We start from the raw sequence: 18495 nt of genomic DNA on the forward strand, positions 1-18495 counted from the left end.
CACACAAAGCACGTGCCAGTTGAAGCCATTCCCCGCGCCGCTTATATTCCCCGCCATGGCTATCCGCGAAATCCTCGAAGTGCCGGACCCCCGGCTCAAGACCGTATCGACCCCCGTCACCGTGTTCGACGACGAGCTGAAGACGCTCGTCGCCGACATGTTCGAAACGATGTACGACGCGCCCGGCATCGGGCTCGCGGCGATCCAGGTGGGCGTGCCAAAGCGCGTGCTGGTGATCGACCTCCAGCCCGACGATCCGGATGCGGAGCCGGAGGTGTGCAACCACGGTGGGCACGAGCACACGCATCAGCCGACCAAGCGCGAACCGCGGGTGTTCGTGAACCCCGAAATCCTCGATCCGGCGGAAGAGCTGTCGACCTATCAGGAAGGTTGCCTCTCGGTCCCCGAGATCTACGCCGACGTCGACCGGCCCAAGACGTGCCGCGTGCGCTATCAAGATGTCGAGGGCATCACGTACGAGGAAGACCTCGACGGCCTGCTCGCCACCTGCATCCAGCACGAGATGGATCATCTCGAGGGCATCCTGTTCATCGACCATCTCAGCCGGCTGAAGCGCAACATGGCGCTCAAGAAGCTGAACAAGATGCGGGCGGCGGCGTAACCTTCCGCCCCGGGCGGGCGGGGCCGGTCAGTCCAGCCCCTGCACCGCCTTCTTCACATCCTCGATCACTTCGCGGCACATCTGGGCGCAGCGTTTGCAATGCGCGTCCGTATGGCTCTCACATTCGGCGAGGCATTGCTCGCACGCGATCACCGTCGCCGCGCCGATCGCCTTGATCGCGGGCACGTTGCGGCCGGTCCGGCGGCTCGCCATGCGATAGAATGCGGTGCAGGCGTCCGAGGCATCGAGGCAGGTACGGATGCATTGCGCCCGCTCGCCCGCGTTCTCCTCGGCGAGGCATGCATCGGCGCATGAATTCATGATCGCCGCACCGTACAGCGCGTGCTTCACCGCCTCGCCCAGTTGCTCGTTGTAATCCGCGCCCACCTGCGGGTGCTCAGAGATCATTTCCTTGATCGACATGCTTTTCTCCTTCTGTGGATGGGAGCGGTCCGGACCGGGGATTGGTTCCGCAGCGGCGCTTGGCGCTCCGGTTCGTTCAAGCTATGTTCCGCGCATGGACCCGACCCTCATCACCATCATCGCGCTCGTCATCGGCCTCGGCATCGGGGGCGCGGCGGGCTGGTTCTTCGGCTCGCGCCCCGCGGCGGAGTGGCGCGCGCGGCATGCGGCGCGCGATGCGGAGGCGAAGGAGCTCGACGCGAAATATCTGCGCACCTTCGCCGATCTGGAGGCCGCGCGCGAGCGGGCCGGGCGGGTCGACGGGCTGGAGCGCCAGCTGGACGATGCGCGCGAGCAGCTCTCCACCCTGCGGGCCGAGCGCGCCGCGTTCGACGAACAGAAGCGCTTGCTGGAGGAGAGCCGCGCGAACCTGCTTAAGGAGTTCGAGAACACCGGGGCGAAGGTGCTGGGCGCGGCGCAGGAGCGGTTTCTGGAGCGGGCGAGCGAGCGCTTCGGCCATTCGGAGAAGACCAGCGAGGAGAAGATCCGCGCGCTGCTGCAACCGGTCGGCGAACGGCTGGCGAAATACGAACGCCAGGTCGCCGAGCTGGAGGAAAAGCGCGGCGACGCCTTCTCGCGCCTCTACGAGCAGATCACCGAGATGCGGCGTGGGCAGGAAGATGTCCGGCGCGAGGCGCAGCGGCTGGGCAATTCGCTCACCAACGCGCCTAAGGCCCGCGGCCGCTGGGGCGAGCGGGCGCTGCAGAACGTGCTGGAACAATGCGGCCTGTCCGAACACACCGACTTCATCCTCGAACACTCGGTCTCGACCGACGAGGGCCGGCTGAGGCCCGACGCGATCGTCAACGTGCCGGGGCAGAAACGGCTGGTGATCGATGCCAAGGTGTCGCTGAACGCCTATCAGGCCGCGTTCGAGGCGGACGACGAGGAGGAGCGGGCACGGCAGCTGGGGCTCCACGCCAAATCGATGCGCGGCCATGTCCAGACGCTCGGCTCCAAGAGCTATCAGAGTCAGTTCGACGACACGCCCGACTATGTCGTGATGTTCGTGCCGGGCGAGCATTTCGTCGCCGCCGCGCTCGAACACGATCCGGAATTGTGGGACTTCGCCTTCCGCAACAAGGTGCTGCTGGCGACGCCGACCAACCTCGTCGCGATCGCGCGCACCGTGGCGCAGGTATGGCGGCAGGACACCATCGCTAACGAGGCGATGGAGATCGGCAAGGCGGGCGCGGAGCTTTACGACCGGCTCGCCATCGCCGCCGAGCATATGAAGCGCGTGGGCGGCGGGCTGGAAACCGCGGTCAACAATTACAACAAGTTCGTCGGCAGCTTCGAACGCAACGTCCTGTCCGCCGGGCGTCGGCTGGCAGACAAGGGCATCGAGATCGGCAAGCGCGAGATCGAGGACGTGCCCAAGGTCGAGGCGAGCCCGCGCTATAACAACGAAGATGCCGCCGCGATCGAGGACGGCACCGGCGAGGAGCGTGAGGCGGCGGAGTAGAGCCGCGCGAAGCCCTACCGCCCGGCGGTTCGCGATCTCAGCCGATCGATCGTCGCGCTTTCGAACGCGAGCGGATCGCGCCGCGCCGCCGCCAGCATCTCGCGCGAGAGCTCCATCGCGCACCGCCCGTCCGCCAGCATCACCCCGGTGTCGCACGCGGCCGCCAGCGTGCCCAGATCGTGCAGCGCGGTGATCAGGGTCAGTCCATCGTCCACCATCGCGCGCAAGGCCCGGCGCAGGTCGAAGGCGGCGACCGGGTCCAGCCAGTTGAACGGCTCGTCCAGGATCACCGCGGCATGCTCCCCGGCAAAAGCGGTCGCGATGGCCGCCCGCTGGCGCATTCCGGCGGAGCATTCGCCGATCCACCGTTCCATCAACCCGTCGAGCCCCAGCGCCTGCCACAGCGGTTCCAGGCGCGCGCGATACGCTTCCCCCGACCCGCTCACCAGCTCGAGGACCTCGCGCACCCGCAGCATGTCGGGCAGCGTGTCCGGCGGTGGGGCGAAGCCGAAATGGCGGGCACGCCCCGCGCGGTCGCCCGCCACTTCAAGTCCGTCCAGCAGGCACGATCCGCCTGCGAAGGGCAGCCGGCCGCCCAGCGCCCGCAAAAGGCTGGTTTTGCCCGAGCCGTTCGCGCCGATCAGGCCGAACCAGGAGCCGGGCGAAACGGACAGCGCGATCTCGTGCGTGACGAGCGCCCCGCCGCGCTTCACCGCCGCATTGCTGAGCGCCACCGCCGCGGTCATGTCAGCAACCAACACGCCTGGCGCGCCCGGCGATGCAGATACCACAGCATCGCCGCCGCCAATGCCGGGCTGAGCGGCGGGACCGACAGGGCGGAGATGGCTAGCACGCCCAGCATGACGGACACCAGCAGGTCGGCCTGCTTCCTGCGATAGAGGCGGTAGGCCATGATCCGGATCGTCGCCACCAGTGCGAAACCCCCGCAGATCGCTGCAACGATGCCGGCCGCGACGGGCTCCACCAGGGCCAGGCAGGCCGGTACGGCGATCCCTGCGAACCATGCGATGGCCGTGCAGCGATCGGCGACGATGGCACCCGACCCATGGCCGACGATCGTGCGGAACCGTACCAGTTCGGCATCGACCGCCGTCATAGGAAGCATGCAAACGATCGATCCGCAGATAGCAATCCCGGCCACGGTGTCGTTGGACACGAGGCGGCTCGCGGCCAGCATCGCAACGGTCAGCAGCGCGGCGCAGATCATGCCGAAGCGCGGACGCCCCGCTTCGTTCAGCACCCACCGGCGCAGGTTGCCCGTCCGGTACGCCGGGCCGAATGGCGTGAGCGCCGCCAACGCGTATGCGCCCGCCGCACCGGCACCGTACCCCATCAGCGCTCCGCCGATGAGCACAGAGCGGATGACGAGCGCGACCGCGAGCGCGACGAAGGCGGCGATCGCGTGCCAGCCCAGCGTGTAGCGAAGCGCGTCCCCCCGCATCAGCGCGCGGGACGGCATGGGGCCGTCGAACGCGTGGAACGCCAATCGGCGCGCGATGGTGCTTCCAACTAGGAGCCCGGCGAGCGCAGCCGAAGCGGCTGCAATCCGGAAGGCGACCTGCGGTGGGCGAGACCCGATCCAGCCGCGCAGGATGGCGAACCCGACCGCCGCCGCGACCACGATCGTCAGCGCATCGCGCCATCGTGTGAGGATCGCCCTTGTCGCATTCGCGGCGATCCTGACATCGTATCGGAAAAGCCTGCCCAGCGACATGTAACCTCTTTCGCCGCAGCACCGAGTGGGGGCAACCGCTAACTTCGGGCGCTCTTTCTACCGAAGCGGAGCCGCCGGATCCGGCCTCGCAACCCTCCATCGCCGGATGGACGCGACCGCCAACGACCCTGCGGCAAATTTAATTGTTGCTTAAATTGTGTGGAAGGTTTAACTCAGACTTAAATTAAAAAGAGGACAAAGTGAACCGCTTCACCACAGCCCGCAACGCGCGCTTCGCCACGATCGCAGTTCTGGTTTGCACGATCAGCGGACTGGCGCTGAACAGCACTGGATTGCTCAGCGACCATGGCGGGCAGGATGCGCAAATCCGGCAGGCGGCGGGTCTGATACCCTCCTTGTGTTACGTCGCGGCGATCTGGATGGTGGAGCGGGCGTTCCGTTCGATCGAGAGGGGGCAGCGAATAGAGGTCGCTCTCGGCAATCTGATGCAGAACCTGGGCCTGTGGCTGTTCCTGGGGGGCATTGCCTTCGTCTTCGTGCAGCCCCTGTTGCTGAAGGCGCTGACCGTCAGCTGGGGCGCGTGGGCGTGGTTCGACGTGCCTTCGATCACGCTGGGGTGCCTGGGGCTCCTGCTGTTCGTGATGGCCCGACCCCTGCGTGACGCCGCCGTAGCCCGCGCGGAAATCGAGGGTATCCTTTGATGCCGATCACCATCACGCTCGACCGCCTTCTCAAGGACCGCGGCCTGCTGGGCAAGGAGGTGGCGGAGACAGTCGGGCTGAGCGAGACCCAGCTTTCCCTGTTCCGCTCGGGCAAGGTCCGGGGCATACGCTTCTCGACCCTGGCGCGGCTATGCTTCGCCCTGGACTGCGAGCCGGGCGATCTATTGGGCTATGCGAAGGACCCTGCCGATATGGCGGCGGATCGGCCCGGCGAAAGTTCCTGATGCCGAGCCATGAGGGCATCGGCGCGCTGGCTATGAAGCCCTTAGTCGGTCCGGTCAGCTTTTCTCACGGGTAGGCCAGGCTTTCATGGCTGCGTGGACAACGCATGTGAGCGAAGCGCGATCGACACCATCACGGGCCATGACGGACAGCCCCTGAATCAATGCGACCACCATATTTGCCAAAGCGGCGGCGTCCGTATCGCGTGGCAATGTACCGTCTGAAATGTCGCGCTCGACACGTGTCTGGAGGGCGTCACGCAATTGGCGGCGATATTGAGCGACAGCGGCACGAACGTCGGCCGACGCGGCGGATCCGCTGGCGGTGGAACTCGCTAGTAGACAGCCGGGGGGCGTGTCCGCACCGGTGAAGGTATCGACCGAATTGGCCAGAACCGAGAGTGCCGCTTCATAGGCGCTGGGTGCGGCATCGATCGCCGCGCGAACCTCTTGCGTGTCGCCAGCATACAGCCGGACCGCCTCGAGGAAGAGGTGCTTCTTGTCCCGGAAAGCGGCGTAGAGGCTCGGTGCGCTTATTCCCATCGTGCGTGTCAGGTCGCTGATGGAGGTCGTTTCGTAACCATACTGCCAGAATGCCAGCATAGCCTTTTCGAGGGCGGCGTCGCGATCGAACGACAGCGGTCGGCCGCTCTTGCGCCGAACATCCGAAACCCGATCGTCTGCTACTTCCGTATCGTTCACTACAATATCCATTGACATCGGCCTACCAGGGACACAGATAGTTCTGTAACGATCATTATAAAGGTTTTTCCATGTCTTTGACCGATTTCCGTACACTCGGCCGCTCCGGCCTCGTCGTCAGCCCCCTCGCGTTGGGCACCATGACCTTCGGACCCGGTGAATGGGGGGCGAACGAAGCGTCCTCTCGTGCCATCTTCGACGCGTATCGCGAGGCCGGAGGCAATTTCGTCGATACGGCGGACATCTATTCCGGAGGCCAGAGCGAGCAACTGGTCGGCAAGTTCATAGCAGAAGCAGGCCTGCGAGACGAAATCGTGCTCGCCACCAAGTTCGGCTTCAACGGATCGGCCAATCCGCTCACCGCGAACCAATCGAGTGCGGGCAATCCGAACGCGGGTGGATCGGGTGCGAAGAACATCCATCGTGCCCTGGAAGGATCGCTGAAGCGCCTCGGGACGGATTACATCGACCTTTACTGGATGCACATCTGGGACGGCGTCACCCCGATCGGGGAAATCGTCCAGACGCTCGGCGACCTCGTCCGCTCAGGCAAGATCCGGTATTACGGCTTCTCCGACATGCCGGCATGGGTCGGTAGCAAGGCCGCCACGATTGCGGCGGAGCGGGGCGTTCCGGGGCCGATCGCAATGCAGCTCGAATATTCTCTGGTCGCGCGCGATGTCGAAGCCGAACATTTCCCGGCGGCGCGCGACGGGGGCATGGGCATCATGCCCTGGAGCCCGCTGGCGGGCGGCTTTCTGACCGGGAAGTATCAGCGCGACGACACGTCCGACACCGGACGGCTGAGCGGTGCCAACCCGTTCGGCGACAGCAAGTTCACGGATCGCAACTGGGATATTCTCAGCGCCGCCGAGAGCATTGCCCGGGAAATCGAACGCCCGGTTGCTCAGGTTGCGCTCGCATGGACGTTGGCGCAGCCCGGCGTCACTTCTACCCTGGTCGGCGCGAGCAAGGTGTCGCAGCTCGAAAGCAATGTCGCGGCCACCGAACTCGACCTCAGCCCGGATCAGCTCAAGCGGCTCGATGACGCTAGCGCCCCGACGCCCGGGTTCACCGCTTCGCTCACTTCCCGCGATACGCGGCGCATGGTGCATGGCGGACATGCGGTGAGCGGTTGGGACGACTCGGCCGGAACGCGCTGAGGACCCTGTCGCGTTCCTTATCCAGCTTGGCCGATACGGCGGTTTCGCACCCGCTTTCCTACACGCGCTCAACCTGTCTTACCCTGCGCAATGCCAAAGCGCCTCGCCCATCGCTGCCGCCGCAGGCCGCCGTTCTTCCATCCCGTGCCGCTGCGCGCGCGGCGCGACGGGTGGAGTATCGAGCGGCAGTGCGCATTTCTGGCGCAACTCTATCTCACCGGCTCGGTCGGCGCGGCGGCGCGCTGCGTGGGGATGAGCCGTCACAGCGCCTATCGGCTGCGCGCGCGGGAGGGGGCGGAAAGCTTCGCCCATGCCTGGGACAGCGTCCTGACGCCGCCCGGAACCGGTCGCCGCCACGCGCCGCGAACCGATTGGCGGAAGGTGACAGTTCCGCAGCTGATCCGTCGGATCGAGACCGGCCTGGTCCAGCCGGTCATCCATCGCGGCCGGATGACCGCGCTGCGGCGCAAGGCCGACAATTCCGCGCTTTTGCGCCTGTTGCGCCGGATCGACGCGAACGAGCCCGGCGCTTCCGATGGGCCTCCCGGATGCTGAGCCGCGAGTTTTGCAAAGACCCCCGGTCGGCGTTCCATCCTCCGCCGCTTGCCCGCTCTCGCCGGGCGCGAAGTTCCTACCGGATGTCGAAATCCAGCACGGTGAAGCGCGCCGGGCCGGTGGCGTACACCCCGTGGCCGCGCCCGCCCGCCGATCCGAAGACGAAGCCGACGCGTCCCGCATCGTCCAGCGCCTCTTGGAACGCAGCCGGATCGTTGCGCGCGGTGGTGTGCATCACCGCGCCCCAGCTGCGATCGAGCGGCACCGCGATCTCGTGCGTGCCGGGCGACAGCGGCATCATGGTGGCGGGCGCGGCGTACCAGCGATACGCCTCGAACCGGCCCCGGCCGCTCCAGTTGTCGCCGCGGCGCTGGAAATAGAGCGTGATCGCGGCCTGCGCCTTCGGGTTCTCAGCGGCGATGAAGCGTGTGCCGGGGCCGGCGTCGATGCGATAGCGCAGGCGGAGTTCCTTTGCGCCGGCCAGCGAGCGGACCGGCAGGGTGACGTAATGCACGCTGCCCTCTCGCGCGCCGGTGGGGAAGGTGAACTGCGGTCCGTCCCGGCCCGCGCTCAGTTGGCCGGGCATGCCGGGCGAGTAGTTGCGCCCGCGCACCACCGGGCCGATCTCCCAGTCGGAAGCCGACTGCGCGATCGCGACGCCCGAGGCGAGCAGGGCGGGAATGGCGAGGAGAGAGAGGTATCGGCGCATGGCGGGAAACTAGGACGCGAACGCTGCATCGCCCGTGAATGCCTCCGCCGCGTCCCGTTCAGGCAGCGGGCGGGGCGCGGGTCAGATCTCGAGGCTGGCGAGCACTTCGTAGGCCAGCACCGCGGCGGCGACTGCGGCGTTGAGGCTGTCGGCGCGCCCGCGCATCGGCATGGTGACACGCAGGTCGCACGCGGCCTCGTAATCCTCCGGCAGCCCTTGCGATTCGTTGCCGACCATCACGAAGCAGGGCGCTTCGTACGGTGCGCTGCGATAGGGCACCGCGTCCCGAAGCGATGCGGCGACCAGCTGGCCGGGGCCGTTGCGCAGCCATGGCAGGAACCCCTCCCAGCGCGTCTGGACGATCGCCTGCGTGAAGACGGCCCCCATGCTGGCGCGAACCGCCTCCACGCTGAAGGGATCGGCGCAGTCGTCGATCAGGATCAGCCCGCCCGCGCCGACCGCATCCCCGGTGCGCAGCATCGTGCCCAGATTGCCCGGATCGCGCAGGGCCTGCGCCACCAGCCAGATCGGCGCGGCGGAGCGATCGAGCGCGGCGAGGGTGGTATCCCATTCGGCGAAGGCGCCCACCACCGCCTGCGGATTGTCCTTGCCGGTGATCTTGGCGAGGATCTCCACCGGCACCTCGATCACCTCCCCCCCCACGCGCGTGACCGCCTGTTCGAGCGCCTCGACCAGCGGGTGCGGATCGCGCCCCTCTGCCATCACCAGCGTTTCGGGAATCCGGCCGTTCTCGCGCGCATCGGTAAGCAGGCGCAGCCCCTCCGCCAGGAAGCGGCGCTCGCGGCGGCGATGCTTCTTTTCGCGCAGGGCGCGCAGCGCTTTTACCGTCGGATTGGAGAAGCCGGTGATCCGGCGGCGCGCCATGGCGCTATTCCTCGCCGAAGCCGTTTTCGACCAGCTGGCAGAGCCCGTTCAGCACCGTCTCGTCACCCGTGCCGCCGACCATGATCTCGATCGTGTCGCCCTTCGCCGCGCCCAGCATCATCAGGCCGAGGATGGAGCCACCCGCGGCCTCCGATCCGTCCTTCGCCACCGTCACTTCGCACCCGTCGGGCAGCTCGGAGACGGCGGAGACGAACTTCGCGCTCGCCCGCGCATGCAGGCCGCGCTGGTTGACGATCGTAACGGTGCGCCGATGCTCGCTCACGACGCCTTCTTCTCCGCATGCGCCACATCGCCATGACCGAGAAATTCGGACGCGACCGTTATGTAATTGCGCCCGGCCTCCTGCGCCGCGGTGGCCGCAGCGCGCACATCCATGGTCTTGCGCACTCCGGCGAGGCGGATCAGCATAGGCAGGTTGATCCCGGCGATCACCTCTATCCGCCCGGCGTCGAGCAGCGAGATGGCGAGGTTGGACGGCGTACCGCCGAACAGGTCGGTCAGCAGGATGGCGCCCTGACCGCTATCGACGGCGGCGACCGCGTCCGCGATTTCGCGGCGACGCTCCTCCGCATCGTCGTTCGGGCCGATGCACACGGTCCGGACGGCGGCCTGCGGCCCGACCACGTGTTCCATCGCGGCCACGAATTCCTCGGCCAGCCGGCCGTGGGTGACGAGGACGAGTCCGATAAGGGGAGGGGTGAATTCTTCTAACATCACGTCGTGCCCGGCGCTGTCCCGCTTGTGGTTCCCGGCCTTACTGGCTTTCGATCCGGTCCGCGGTGCGCGACGCCAGGTTGCGGTGAATGACAGTGGGCGAAATTCCCCCCTCGCGCAAGGCCTGCGCCATGCGTTCGGCGGTATAGACCGAACGATGTCTCCCTCCGGTACAACCGAAGGCGACGTGGACATAGGCCTTGCCCTGCTTGCGATAGCGCGGGAGCAGGTCGATCACGAGGTCGCGCATGCGGGGAAAGGTTTCGGCGAAGGCTCCGTCGCGCTCGATATATTCGCCCACTGCCTCGTCCCTGCCGGTCTGTTCACGCAGGCCCTCCGCCCAGTGCGGATTGTCGAGATAGCGCATGTCGAAGACGAGATCGGCCAGGGGCGGCATGCCGCGGGCGAAGCCGAAACTGCTGACCGTCACAGTCAGGGCGTCGGGGGCGACATCCTCGAACCGCTGCCGGACGAACTGCTGCAGCTCGTTGCTCGACAGCGTGGTGGTGTCGATTACCATGTCGGCCCAGCTGCGCAGCGGTTCCATCAATTCGCGTTCCGCGCGGATACCGTCGAGCGCGGCCCGGCTTTCGGACAGGGGGTGGCGGCGCCGCGTCTCGTTGTAGCGGCGTTCCAGTTCGCCGCTCCCGCAATCGAGAAACAGGGTGGCGATCGAGAGGTCTTCGCGCTGTGCTAGACGCCCGACCAGTTCGATGATTTCGGCCGGTACGAAACCGCGCGTCCGGGCGTCGAACCCGATCGCCAGCGGGCCGGGATCGCCGGCTGCCTCGCTGACGAAGGATTCGAGCAGGCGGATAGGGAAATTGTCGACCGCTTCCCACCCCAGATCCTCCAGCACATGAAGAGCGGTGGTCTTGCCCGCGCCGGAAACGCCGGTGACGAGCAGGATATGCTGCCGTTGCCCGGTCATCGGGCGGGGCGGGAATCGCGGGGCACCATGGCGCGGTTCATCGCCGATTTGCCGCTTGCTGGGAAGGGGTCACGCAAGTCCGTAACGCCGCAGGGCGATTTCGGCGCGGATCGCCGTTGCTGGAATGCCCGGATCGAAGGCGAGCACGGGAATCGCCGCCCCGGCCAGTTCCTCCCTGTCCGCCGCCTCGACATAGCGCGGAGCCTCCCCGGTCAGTCGCAGCAGCAGGGCGACGGCGGCGGGGGACGCGGGCAGGGTATGGATCCCGACATTGCGTACCTCTATCAGCCCGACCGTAGCGGCGACCGGATGCGCGATCAGGCGCGTGCCCTCGCGTGCCAGTTCCACGCCGTCGTCCCCCACCAGCACTGCCCCGCGGTCGATCAGCTTCAGCGCCAGCGTGCTCTTGCCGCTGCCCGGCGGCCCGGCGATCAGCAGACCGCGTCCGCCTACCGCCACGCAGCTCGCCTGGAATCGCGTCACGGCTCGTTCTCGTCGGAGCGGGCGGCGGGCAGGCGGACGACCAGGCACGCCCCGTATCCGCCATCGGCGCGGTCCTCCACGCTCAGCGTCCCGCCATGCGCTTCGACGATGGTGCGCGCGATGGCGAGGCCAAGGCCGCTGTGATTGCCGAAATCCTCCGCCTCCGGCCGGTCCGAATGAAACCGTTCGAAAACCTTGGCCCGTGCGTCTTCAGGGATGCCCGGCCCCCGGTCGCAGATCACGAGGTCGGCGGTCCTCCCGCTCTCGCGCACGGTCAGCTCGACCGGCGCACCGGGGGGGGAGAAGGACACCGCGTTGTCGATCAGATTGTCGATCACCCGCTCCAGCCGCAGCGGCACGCCCATGACCGCCACAGTGCGCTCCGGCCGTTCGATCGTGATCTCGTGACCGCGATTGAGGCCCCGTCCTTCGCGCGAGATGGCGATATTGGCAGCCAGGGCAGCGAGGTCGATCGGTTCGAAGGTGGCGCGCGACAGCTCGGCATCGATGCGGCTGGCCTCGGAAATCTCGGTGACCAGGCGATCGATCCGGCGCACGTCGTGCGTCGCGATCTCCAGCAATTGGGCGCGCAGGTCCGGATCGTTCACGGTGCCGAGCGATTCGACCGCGCTGCGCAGGGACGCGAGCGGGTTCTTGATCTCGTGCGCGACATCGGCGGCAAAATGTTCGACCGCATCGATCCGCTGGCGCAGCGCATGCGTCATGTCGGATACTGCGCGTGCGAGGACGCCGATCTCGTCCGGGCGGTCGGGCAAGCGCGGGACCTCCACCTCGCGTTCGCGCCCCAGCCGCACCCGCTGCGCCGCCTTGGCCAGCGTCTGCAGCGGCTGGACGATCGTCCGCGCCATGAACAGCGACAGCATGATCGATGCGAACAGCGCCAGCAGCACGCCGAAGCCCAGCGTACTGCGCGCGGCGCGCACCGCCTCCGTAATGTCCACTGCGTTGCGGGTGGTGAGCAGCGTCGCGCCCTGCAGCCCCACCGGCGCGGCGGCGGTGATGACCGGGGTGCGGTCGCGTGCCTGGCGCAGCTCGATCTGCGAAAGCCGCTGTTCGCGCGCGCGAACCAGTTCGGGCCACGCATCGGCGGTTTGCGCCTCCGGCTCGATATAGCGCGGCACGGGTTGTGCGCTGACGAGCGTGTCGACCACCTGGTCGAGCAGCCGTGCGAAGCGCAGGGAGAAGGGATCGTCGTCCGGATTGTCGAGCGTGAAGCCGGGCTCGTCCAGCTTGAAGCTGTCGGCGATTAGCCGCCCCTTCGGATCGAACAGGCGCAGGCGCATCTTCTGTTCCTTGCCGATCTGGATCAGCAGCGCGTCCTGCCGCTCGCGGCTCGCACCCGCCAGCGCCTCGGCGGTGATCTGCGCCTCGATCCGGGCGAGCTTGTAACGCTCGTCGAGCAGCTGCGCCCGGTAGGAATCGAGGTAGAAGATGCCGCCGCCCAGCAACGCCAGCGGCAGGATGTTCACCGCCAGGATGCGAGCGGTGAGCGAGAGCCGTTCCAGCGGGCGGATACGGGCGAGCGGCCGGACCAGCCGGTCCCGAACCGTCGGCGCGTCAGCCATCGGAGAAACTGTACCCCGCGCCGTAGAGCGTCTCGATCGCGGAAAATTCGCGGTCGATCTGGCGGAACTTGCGCCGGATGCGCTTGATGTGGCTGTCGACCGTGCGATCGTCGACGAAGATGTCGTCGGGATAGGCCGCATCCATCAGCTGGTTGCGGCTCTTGATGATGCCGGGGCGCAGCGCCAGCGCCTCCAGCAGCAGGAACTCGGTCACGGTCAGCGCCACCGGGCGGTCCTCCCACGCGACCTTGTGGCGCGCGGGATCCATGGTCAGCCGCCCGCGCGAGAACGGTTCGCGCGGCGGACCCGCTTCCTCGCCTTCGACGCCATCCTCCTCCAGCCCGCTGCGGCGCAGGATCGCGCGAATGCGGGCGAGCAGCAGGCGCAGGCTGAACGGCTTGGCGATATAGTCGTCCGCGCCCATTTCGAACCCGGCTTCCTCGTCGCGCTCGTCGTCCTTGCTGGTCAGGAAGATCACCGGCAGGTCGGATTCGGCGCGCAGGCGGCGCAGCAGCTCCATCCCGTCCATGCGCGGCATCTTGATGTCGAAAACGGCGAGGTCGGGCGGGCTTTCCAGCAACGCCTTGAGCGCGCCTTCGCCGTCGGAATAGACCCGCGTGGCGAAACCTTCCGCCTGCAGCGCGATCGAAACGGTGGTCAGGATGTTGCGATCGTCGTCGACCAGCGCGATCTCGCGCCGCCCCCTGCGCGGGGCGGGCGCTTCACCCGTGTCGCTCGTCCGCACCTCGCTCGTCATGATCGCCTTTCCGCACCTTTGCTCGCGATCCGGCGTAAACGGATGTGCAGGCCGACACAATGCGAGAGCGCGGCACAAACCCGCGCCGCAGGGCATCTTTTCGTCGCGCTTCGTGCGCAAGCCGTTTGACGGGATCGCCAGCCCGCACTATGCGGTCGCGCATACCTATGCATAACCACGCCGGAGGCGCGCCGCGATTCGTTCGATGCAGCGTCCCGGAGGAGATTTCGTTCACGTGATCAATGGCTTGTCGCACTCGCTCGCCGACCAGGGCATTCGGACCGATGCGGAAGTCCGCGCCAATCTCGGCACCGCCGAACTGGTGGAGCGGGCGGTGGCCGACAACGAAGGTCGCCTGTCGAAGCACGGCGCGCTGGTGGTCGAAACCGGGAAGCACACCGGTCGCAGCGCGAACGACAAGTTCATCGTGCGCGACGGCGAGACCGAGGACACGGTGTGGTGGGGCAAGGTCAACAAGCCGATGGCGCCCGAACACTTCGCCGCGCTGAAGGAGGATTTCCTCGCCGCCCTCGCGGACAAGGATAAGCTATACGTCGCCGACCTGTTCGGCGGTTCGCAGCGCGAACACCGGGTTAAGGTGCGGGTGGTGAACGAACTCGCCTGGCACAACCTGTTCATCCGCACCCTGCTGTGTCGGCCGACGGCGGAAGAGCTGGAAGGCTTCGCACCCGAATACACCATCATCGACCTGCCGAGCTTCCGCGCCGATCCCGAACGGCACGGGTCCCGCAGCGAGACGGTGATCGCGGTCAACCTGTCGGAGAAGCTGATCCTGATCGGCGGCACGCGCTATGCGGGCGAGATGAAGAAGAGCGTCTTCGGCATCCTCAACTACCTGCTGCCGCCCAAGGGCGTGATGCCCATGCATTGCAGCGCCAATATCGGGCCGGACGGCAAGACGGCGGTATTCTTCGGCCTGTCGGGCACCGGCAAGACCACGCTGTCCGCCGATGCCAGCCGCACGCTGATTGGCGACGACGAACATGGCTGGTCAGACACCGCGGTCTTCAATTTCGAAGGCGGCTGCTACGCCAAGATGATCCGCCTCGATCCCGCGGCGGAGCCGGAAATCTTCGCCACCACCAAGATGCCGGGCACGGTGCTGGAAAACGTGGTGATGGACGCAGACGGCGAGCTCGATCTCGACGACAACTCCTTGGCGGAGAACACGCGCGGTGCCTATCCGCTCGAGTTCATTCCCAATACCAGCGCGGACAATATGGGGCCCGTGCCGAGCAATGTGGTGATGCTGACCGCCGATGCCTTCGGTGTGCTGCCCCCGATCGCGCGGCTGACCCCCGATCAGGCGATGTATCACTTCCTGTCGGGCTACACCGCGAAGGTCGCGGGGACGGAAATCGGCGTGACCGAGCCCGAGGCGACTTTCTCCACCTGCTTCGGCGCACCCTTCATGCCGCGCCATCCCAGCGTGTACGGCAATCTGCTGAAGGAGCGGATCGCGAAGGGCGAAGTGCAGTGCTGGCTGCTCAACACCGGCTGGACCGGGGGCAAATACGGCACCGGCAGCCGCATGCCGATCAAGGCCACGCGCGCGCTTCTGAACGCTGCGCTCGACGGCGATCTGGACGCTGTCGAATATCGCAAGGACCCGAATTTCGGGTTCGATGTGCCGGTTTCCGTGCCTGCGCTGGCGGATAAGGGGATCGATCAGACCATCCTCGATCCGCGCAGCACTTGGGCCGATGCCGAGGAATACGATCGCACCGCGCAAAAGCTGGTGCAGCTGTTCGTGGATAATTTTGCCGAGTTCGAAGCGCATGTGGACGAGGGCGTGCGCAACGCCGCCCCGCAGGCGGCCTGACCCGCTTCGCCACCCGGCCACGAGTTGGAGAGGAGAGCCCCCGCCCGGGAAACCGGAGCGGGGGCCAATCGTATCTGGAGGGATGGACGGCCCGTCGCCGTCCGACCACAGGAGAACGAGACGATGGGCCTTTTCGATCAGGTCATGGGCGCAGCCCGCAACCACCCCACGGTCAAGAACATGGCCGACAAACTCGGCATCGAACCCGAAACCGCCGAGAAGGCGATCGCCGCCCTTGCCGAGGCGCATCACCAGGATGGCGACACCATCCGGACGGCGGCGGACAAGACCGGCATCGACGCCGATATCCTCAGCCAGATTCGCGATCAGATCGGTGGCGAAGGCTCGCTCGCCAAGTTCGCTTCCATGCTCGACCAGGACAACGACGGTAATCCGTTCGACGATGTCGCGAATTTCGCCAGCGGCCTGTTCGGGAAGAAATGACCCGCGCAATCTGACTGCCTGGCCCGCGCGCACTGCGTGCGGGCCTTTCATGCTGCGCTCATCTCGCGCGCGTGATATTGCGCGCCCATGACCCGCTTCGCCGCGCCGCTTTCGCTCCTATTCGCACTCGCCGCTGCGGCGGCATGCACCGCCCAGCAACCGAGCCAAGCTGCCGCGCAAGAGGCTGCCGCTACCGAAACGCCCGCCCCGGTGGCGACGGTCGATCGTCCACAGGTGCTGGAAGCGCAGGTGGTCGCGACCTATCCGCACGATCCGAACGCGTTCACGCAAGGGCTGCTGTGGCATGACGGCGCGCTTTACGAAAGCACGGGCCAGATCGGCGAATCGAAAATCCGCAAGGTCGACCTGACAAGCGGCAAAGTGCTGGCCGAAAAGCCGATCCCCTCGGGCGAATTCGGCGAAGGGATGGCGCTGGTGGGCAAGGAGCTCGTCAGCCTGACCTGGAAGGACGGCATCATCCATCGCTGGAAGATGGACGGATTGAAGCCGGTCCGCTCGCAGGAAGGCTATCCGTACGAAGGCTGGGGCCTCACCACGCTGGGCGACGAGCTGATCGCCTCCGACGGAAGCGCGAACCTGCATGTGCTCGATCCGAACACCTATGCGTGGAAGCGCGACATCCCCGTCACTCTCAACGGCCGCCCCCTGCGCCAGTTGAACGAGCTGGAGACGGTGGACGGCATGATCCTGGCCAATGTCTGGATGAGCCCCTTCATCGTCGCGATCGAGCCCGCCACGGGCAAGGTGCGTCAGCTGTACGATCTGCGTGGGATCGTGCAGCAGGTCGCGGCGAGCGACCCGAACGCCGTGCTCAACGGCATCGCATGGGACCCGACAGGCAAGCGCCTGTTCGTGACGGGCAAGCGCTGGCCCAGTCTGTTCGAGATAACCCTCGTGCCCAGCGATCAAATGGTTCAGTAGGCCGATCGCCGAACCTAGCTCTCCGGATCATCGCCCTCCGGCGGGGAAACCAATGTCGGCAGATCGGCAGGACCGACCGGCGTTCCCTCCTCGAACCCGGCAAGCGCCTCATGCAATTGCCTGGCCTTTTCCGCCAGTCCCCCGCCATGCGGGTTGGAAGCGACCGAGAGCAGGTTCGCCTGCGCGAGCGCGATCTTGCCTTCGCCCGCCTGCATGAGAGCGGTCTGGAAGGTAAGGCCAAGGTCGAACGGTGCGAGCTGCGATGCCCATTCCAGCGCGCCTCGGGCCAGTTCCGGCACCTCGCCGCCGCGCATCTGCGCGATGCGATAGAAATAGATCAGCGGCAGCGGATGGTCGTTCTCCAGCTGGTTAAGCGCGGTCCACGGTTTGAGCGCGGCGGCCCAGTCCGCATCCGCGCCCGCTTCGCTCGCCTCGGCGAACAGGGCATATCCCTTCTGGACGTAGGGATTGGTCAGCGCGGGATCGAGTGCGATCGCCCGGTCCGCAGCAGCGATCGCCGCATCGGGGTTGCCCGCGTCGTATTCCGCCTCCGCCAGCTCCGCCAGGACGCTGGGATCGTCCGGGTATTTCGCCGCGATCCTGCGAGCGTCCTCGACGATGGCAAGCGCCTGTTCGCGATTGACGCCGCGCTGCGAGCGCATCTGGACCTCGATCATCTCGTCCATCCCCTCGCTCAGTTCGCTGACCGTCACGGGCCGGATTTTCAGCCACTCCGCTGGGAGGGAGATCTGCATCATCTTGGACGAACCGAGATAGTCGTCGAGTTCGTCCTCCAGCTGGTCGAGGTCGCCGAAGCCCGCGCGCGCCGCTTCGAGCGGTGCCTTGCCGTCGAGGAGCGCGGTCAGATAAGCGGCGAACTGTCCGCGCCGCTCCTCGTTGAAGGTCAGGTAGTGATAGAGCAGCCAGCTGCGACCGTAGAACGCGTCGTAGCCCTTCTTGCGCTTCTTCTCGTAGAGTTCGGGATCGAACAGTTCCTCGATCGACACTTCCCGCGCCCGATAGAGCTCGGGGCCGCGATGCTGTGCAGGCTTGCCGATATTCACGCTGCCGTCGCGGGGGAAGTCCGCCGAGGCGTAGAACTCCGCCGCGCCTTCGTTCATCCAGCGCGGCAGGGCGAAACGCGAACTGCTCATCAAGAAGTGGTGGGCGTATTCGTGCAGCAGGATGATTACGGAAAAATCGGGGTCGCGCCCCATTGACCGTATCTTCTGCACGAACGCGCGAGAGCCGCCCGCGCGCGGAATGTAGAAGCCGCCGACATATTTCGAATCGCCTCCGGCCAGTTTCTGCACATCGCGCTCGCTGCCGACCACGTAGATCGTGACCCGGTTGGACGGGCTCGGCGCGGCCTGATCGCTTTTGGTAAGGTACGCCATTGCGGCGTGATAGCGCTCCAGCGTCTCGCCGAACTGTTGCAGATCGCGCTCGCTGTCGTCGGCGTAGATGACGAAATGCTCGCTCGACGCCTTGCGCCAGTGCGCCTGCGCGCCGGCGGGTATCGCGGCGAGCAGCGCCGCCAGAACCAGCTTCCTGAAAAACATCCGCATCCCC

The 18495-nt window shown here is 66.6% G+C and carries 22 protein-coding genes; 9 read left to right on the forward strand and 13 right to left on the reverse strand.

All coding sequences use genetic code 11. The features are described from left to right. Positions 1-55: 55 nt before the first annotated feature. A complete protein-coding gene (def, locus tag MKP08_RS05950; protein ID WP_241555302.1) occupies positions 56-622 on the forward strand; it encodes a peptide deformylase in 567 nt (188 codons plus the stop codon). A 27-nt stretch (positions 623-649) separates the two neighbouring features. Here the strand turns inward: def and MKP08_RS05955 are convergent, their stop codons facing one another. After that, positions 650-1045, reverse strand: coding sequence for a four-helix bundle copper-binding protein (locus MKP08_RS05955; protein ID WP_215228993.1), 396 nt, complete (start codon positions 1043-1045; stop codon positions 650-652). 94 nt (positions 1046-1139) lie between these two features. Between MKP08_RS05955 and MKP08_RS05960 the strand changes: the two genes are divergently transcribed. Beyond that, the gene (locus tag MKP08_RS05960; protein ID WP_215228992.1) at positions 1140-2549 is read left to right on the forward strand and encodes a DNA recombination protein RmuC; all 1410 of its coding nucleotides are present in this window, start codon (positions 1140-1142) and stop codon (positions 2547-2549) included. A gap of 14 nt (positions 2550-2563) precedes the next feature. On the opposite strand, the gene MKP08_RS05965 is transcribed toward MKP08_RS05960, so the two are convergent. Together MKP08_RS05965 and MKP08_RS05970 are read right to left on the reverse strand one after the other, a co-directional pair. Then, positions 2564-3295 carry an ATP-binding cassette domain-containing protein gene (locus tag MKP08_RS05965; RefSeq protein WP_241555303.1) on the reverse strand — a complete coding sequence of 244 codons (732 nt, stop codon included), beginning with the start codon at positions 3293-3295 and terminating at the stop codon, positions 2564-2566. Further along, on the reverse strand, positions 3292-4284 hold the full coding sequence (locus MKP08_RS05970; protein WP_241555304.1) for a hypothetical protein: 993 nt from the start codon (positions 4282-4284) through the stop codon (positions 3292-3294). The genes MKP08_RS05965 and MKP08_RS05970 overlap by 4 nt, the downstream gene beginning before the upstream one ends. Positions 4285-4484: 200 nt before the next feature. Here MKP08_RS05970 and MKP08_RS05975 point away from each other — a divergent pair, with 200 nt between their 5' ends. Both MKP08_RS05975 and MKP08_RS05980 read left to right on the forward strand, forming a co-directional pair. Then, the gene (locus MKP08_RS05975) at positions 4485-4946 is read left to right on the forward strand and encodes a hypothetical protein (protein ID WP_241555305.1); all 462 of its coding nucleotides are present in this window, start codon (positions 4485-4487) and stop codon (positions 4944-4946) included. Continuing rightward, complete coding sequence (locus MKP08_RS05980; protein ID WP_215228988.1) at positions 4946-5191, forward strand: helix-turn-helix transcriptional regulator; 246 nt, start codon at positions 4946-4948, stop codon at positions 5189-5191. Before MKP08_RS05975 ends, MKP08_RS05980 begins: the two co-directional genes overlap by 1 nt. Positions 5192-5245: 54 nt before the next feature. Here the strand turns inward: MKP08_RS05980 and MKP08_RS05985 are convergent, their stop codons facing one another. After that, positions 5246-5890, reverse strand: coding sequence for a TetR/AcrR family transcriptional regulator (locus MKP08_RS05985; protein WP_241555306.1), 645 nt, complete (start codon positions 5888-5890; stop codon positions 5246-5248). A 71-nt stretch (positions 5891-5961) separates the two neighbouring features. Here MKP08_RS05985 and MKP08_RS05990 point away from each other — a divergent pair, with 71 nt between their 5' ends. After that, entirely contained in the window at positions 5962-7053 is a 1092-nt protein-coding gene (locus tag MKP08_RS05990; protein ID WP_241555307.1) for an aldo/keto reductase, read from the forward strand. A gap of 90 nt (positions 7054-7143) precedes the next feature. Beyond that, positions 7144-7608, forward strand: coding sequence for a hypothetical protein (locus MKP08_RS05995; protein WP_241555308.1), 465 nt, complete (start codon positions 7144-7146; stop codon positions 7606-7608). A 76-nt stretch (positions 7609-7684) separates the two neighbouring features. Here the strand turns inward: MKP08_RS05995 and MKP08_RS06000 are convergent, their stop codons facing one another. From MKP08_RS06000 to MKP08_RS06035, 8 genes are all read right to left on the reverse strand, one after another. Continuing rightward, positions 7685-8317, reverse strand: a complete 633-nt coding sequence (locus MKP08_RS06000; protein ID WP_241555309.1) for a hypothetical protein — start codon at positions 8315-8317, stop codon at positions 7685-7687. 81 nt (positions 8318-8398) lie between these two features. Next, complete coding sequence (locus MKP08_RS06005; protein WP_241555310.1) at positions 8399-9202, reverse strand: RNA methyltransferase; 804 nt, start codon at positions 9200-9202, stop codon at positions 8399-8401. A gap of 4 nt (positions 9203-9206) precedes the next feature. After that, the gene (locus MKP08_RS06010; protein WP_241555311.1) at positions 9207-9485 is read right to left on the reverse strand and encodes an HPr family phosphocarrier protein; all 279 of its coding nucleotides are present in this window, start codon (positions 9483-9485) and stop codon (positions 9207-9209) included. Next, positions 9482-9937 carry a PTS sugar transporter subunit IIA gene (locus MKP08_RS06015; RefSeq protein ID WP_241555312.1) on the reverse strand — a complete coding sequence of 152 codons (456 nt, stop codon included), beginning with the start codon at positions 9935-9937 and terminating at the stop codon, positions 9482-9484. Before MKP08_RS06015 ends, MKP08_RS06010 begins: the two co-directional genes overlap by 4 nt. Before the next feature lie 40 nt (positions 9938-9977). After that, positions 9978-10868 (reverse strand): RNase adapter RapZ, encoded by an 891-nt coding sequence (gene rapZ / locus MKP08_RS06020; protein ID WP_241555313.1) that lies wholly within the window; start codon positions 10866-10868, stop codon positions 9978-9980. A 69-nt stretch (positions 10869-10937) separates the two neighbouring features. After that, positions 10938-11351 (reverse strand): HPr kinase/phosphatase C-terminal domain-containing protein, encoded by a 414-nt coding sequence (locus MKP08_RS06025; RefSeq protein ID WP_241555314.1) that lies wholly within the window; start codon positions 11349-11351, stop codon positions 10938-10940. After that, positions 11348-12937 (reverse strand): stimulus-sensing domain-containing protein, encoded by a 1590-nt coding sequence (locus MKP08_RS06030; protein ID WP_241555315.1) that lies wholly within the window; start codon positions 12935-12937, stop codon positions 11348-11350. The genes MKP08_RS06025 and MKP08_RS06030 overlap by 4 nt, the downstream gene beginning before the upstream one ends. Continuing rightward, entirely contained in the window at positions 12930-13694 is a 765-nt protein-coding gene (locus MKP08_RS06035) for a response regulator transcription factor (RefSeq protein WP_241555316.1), read from the reverse strand. Before MKP08_RS06035 ends, MKP08_RS06030 begins: the two co-directional genes overlap by 8 nt. Positions 13695-13899: 205 nt before the next feature. On the opposite strand from MKP08_RS06035, the gene MKP08_RS06040 reads away from it, so the two are divergent. The 3 genes from MKP08_RS06040 to MKP08_RS06050 all read left to right on the forward strand — a co-directional run bounded on the left by MKP08_RS06040 (position 13900) and on the right by MKP08_RS06050 (position 16923). Continuing rightward, positions 13900-15537, forward strand: a complete 1638-nt coding sequence (locus MKP08_RS06040) for a phosphoenolpyruvate carboxykinase (RefSeq protein ID WP_241555317.1) — start codon at positions 13900-13902, stop codon at positions 15535-15537. A gap of 123 nt (positions 15538-15660) precedes the next feature. After that, on the forward strand, positions 15661-15981 hold the full coding sequence (locus MKP08_RS06045) for a hypothetical protein (protein ID WP_215228976.1): 321 nt from the start codon (positions 15661-15663) through the stop codon (positions 15979-15981). 87 nt (positions 15982-16068) lie between these two features. Continuing rightward, positions 16069-16923 carry a glutaminyl-peptide cyclotransferase gene (locus MKP08_RS06050; protein WP_241555318.1) on the forward strand — a complete coding sequence of 285 codons (855 nt, stop codon included), beginning with the start codon at positions 16069-16071 and terminating at the stop codon, positions 16921-16923. Positions 16924-16937: 14 nt separating this feature from the next. On the opposite strand, the gene MKP08_RS06055 is transcribed toward MKP08_RS06050, so the two are convergent. Further along, positions 16938-18491, reverse strand: coding sequence for a hypothetical protein (locus MKP08_RS06055; protein ID WP_241555319.1), 1554 nt, complete (start codon positions 18489-18491; stop codon positions 16938-16940). Between the last annotated feature and the right edge of the window lie 4 nt (positions 18492-18495).

It is taken from the genome of Erythrobacter sp. LQ02-29 (assembly GCF_022576075.2).
GTDB lineage: Bacteria > Pseudomonadota > Alphaproteobacteria > Sphingomonadales > Sphingomonadaceae > Alteriqipengyuania.

Excerpts from the sequence above, each read along its gene's own strand:
- def (WP_241555302.1), top strand. The coding sequence starts at position 56 with ATGGCTATCCGCGAAATCCTCGAAGTGCCGGACCCCCGGCTCAAGACC.
- MKP08_RS05955 (WP_215228993.1), bottom strand. The coding sequence starts at position 1,045 with ATGTCGATCAAGGAAATGATCTCTGAGCACCCGCAGGTGGGCGCGGAT.
- MKP08_RS05960 (WP_215228992.1), top strand. The coding sequence starts at position 1,140 with ATGGACCCGACCCTCATCACCATCATCGCGCTCGTCATCGGCCTCGGC.
- MKP08_RS05965 (WP_241555303.1), bottom strand. The coding sequence starts at position 3,295 with ATGACCGCGGCGGTGGCGCTCAGCAATGCGGCGGTGAAGCGCGGCGGG.
- MKP08_RS05970 (WP_241555304.1), bottom strand. The coding sequence starts at position 4,284 with ATGTCGCTGGGCAGGCTTTTCCGATACGATGTCAGGATCGCCGCGAAT.
- MKP08_RS05980 (WP_215228988.1), top strand. The coding sequence starts at position 4,946 with ATGCCGATCACCATCACGCTCGACCGCCTTCTCAAGGACCGCGGCCTG.
- MKP08_RS05990 (WP_241555307.1), top strand. The coding sequence starts at position 5,962 with ATGTCTTTGACCGATTTCCGTACACTCGGCCGCTCCGGCCTCGTCGTC.
- MKP08_RS05995 (WP_241555308.1), top strand. The coding sequence starts at position 7,144 with ATGCCAAAGCGCCTCGCCCATCGCTGCCGCCGCAGGCCGCCGTTCTTC.
- MKP08_RS06000 (WP_241555309.1), bottom strand. The coding sequence starts at position 8,317 with ATGCGCCGATACCTCTCTCTCCTCGCCATTCCCGCCCTGCTCGCCTCG.
- MKP08_RS06005 (WP_241555310.1), bottom strand. The coding sequence starts at position 9,202 with ATGGCGCGCCGCCGGATCACCGGCTTCTCCAATCCGACGGTAAAAGCG.
- MKP08_RS06015 (WP_241555312.1), bottom strand. The coding sequence starts at position 9,937 with ATGTTAGAAGAATTCACCCCTCCCCTTATCGGACTCGTCCTCGTCACC.
- rapZ (WP_241555313.1), bottom strand. The coding sequence starts at position 10,868 with ATGACCGGGCAACGGCAGCATATCCTGCTCGTCACCGGCGTTTCCGGC.
- MKP08_RS06030 (WP_241555315.1), bottom strand. The coding sequence starts at position 12,937 with ATGGCTGACGCGCCGACGGTTCGGGACCGGCTGGTCCGGCCGCTCGCC.
- MKP08_RS06035 (WP_241555316.1), bottom strand. The coding sequence starts at position 13,694 with ATGACGAGCGAGGTGCGGACGAGCGACACGGGTGAAGCGCCCGCCCCG.
- MKP08_RS06040 (WP_241555317.1), top strand. The coding sequence starts at position 13,900 with ATGCAGCGTCCCGGAGGAGATTTCGTTCACGTGATCAATGGCTTGTCG.
- MKP08_RS06045 (WP_215228976.1), top strand. The coding sequence starts at position 15,661 with ATGGGCCTTTTCGATCAGGTCATGGGCGCAGCCCGCAACCACCCCACG.
- MKP08_RS06050 (WP_241555318.1), top strand. The coding sequence starts at position 16,069 with ATGACCCGCTTCGCCGCGCCGCTTTCGCTCCTATTCGCACTCGCCGCT.
- MKP08_RS06055 (WP_241555319.1), bottom strand. The coding sequence starts at position 18,491 with ATGCGGATGTTTTTCAGGAAGCTGGTTCTGGCGGCGCTGCTCGCCGCG.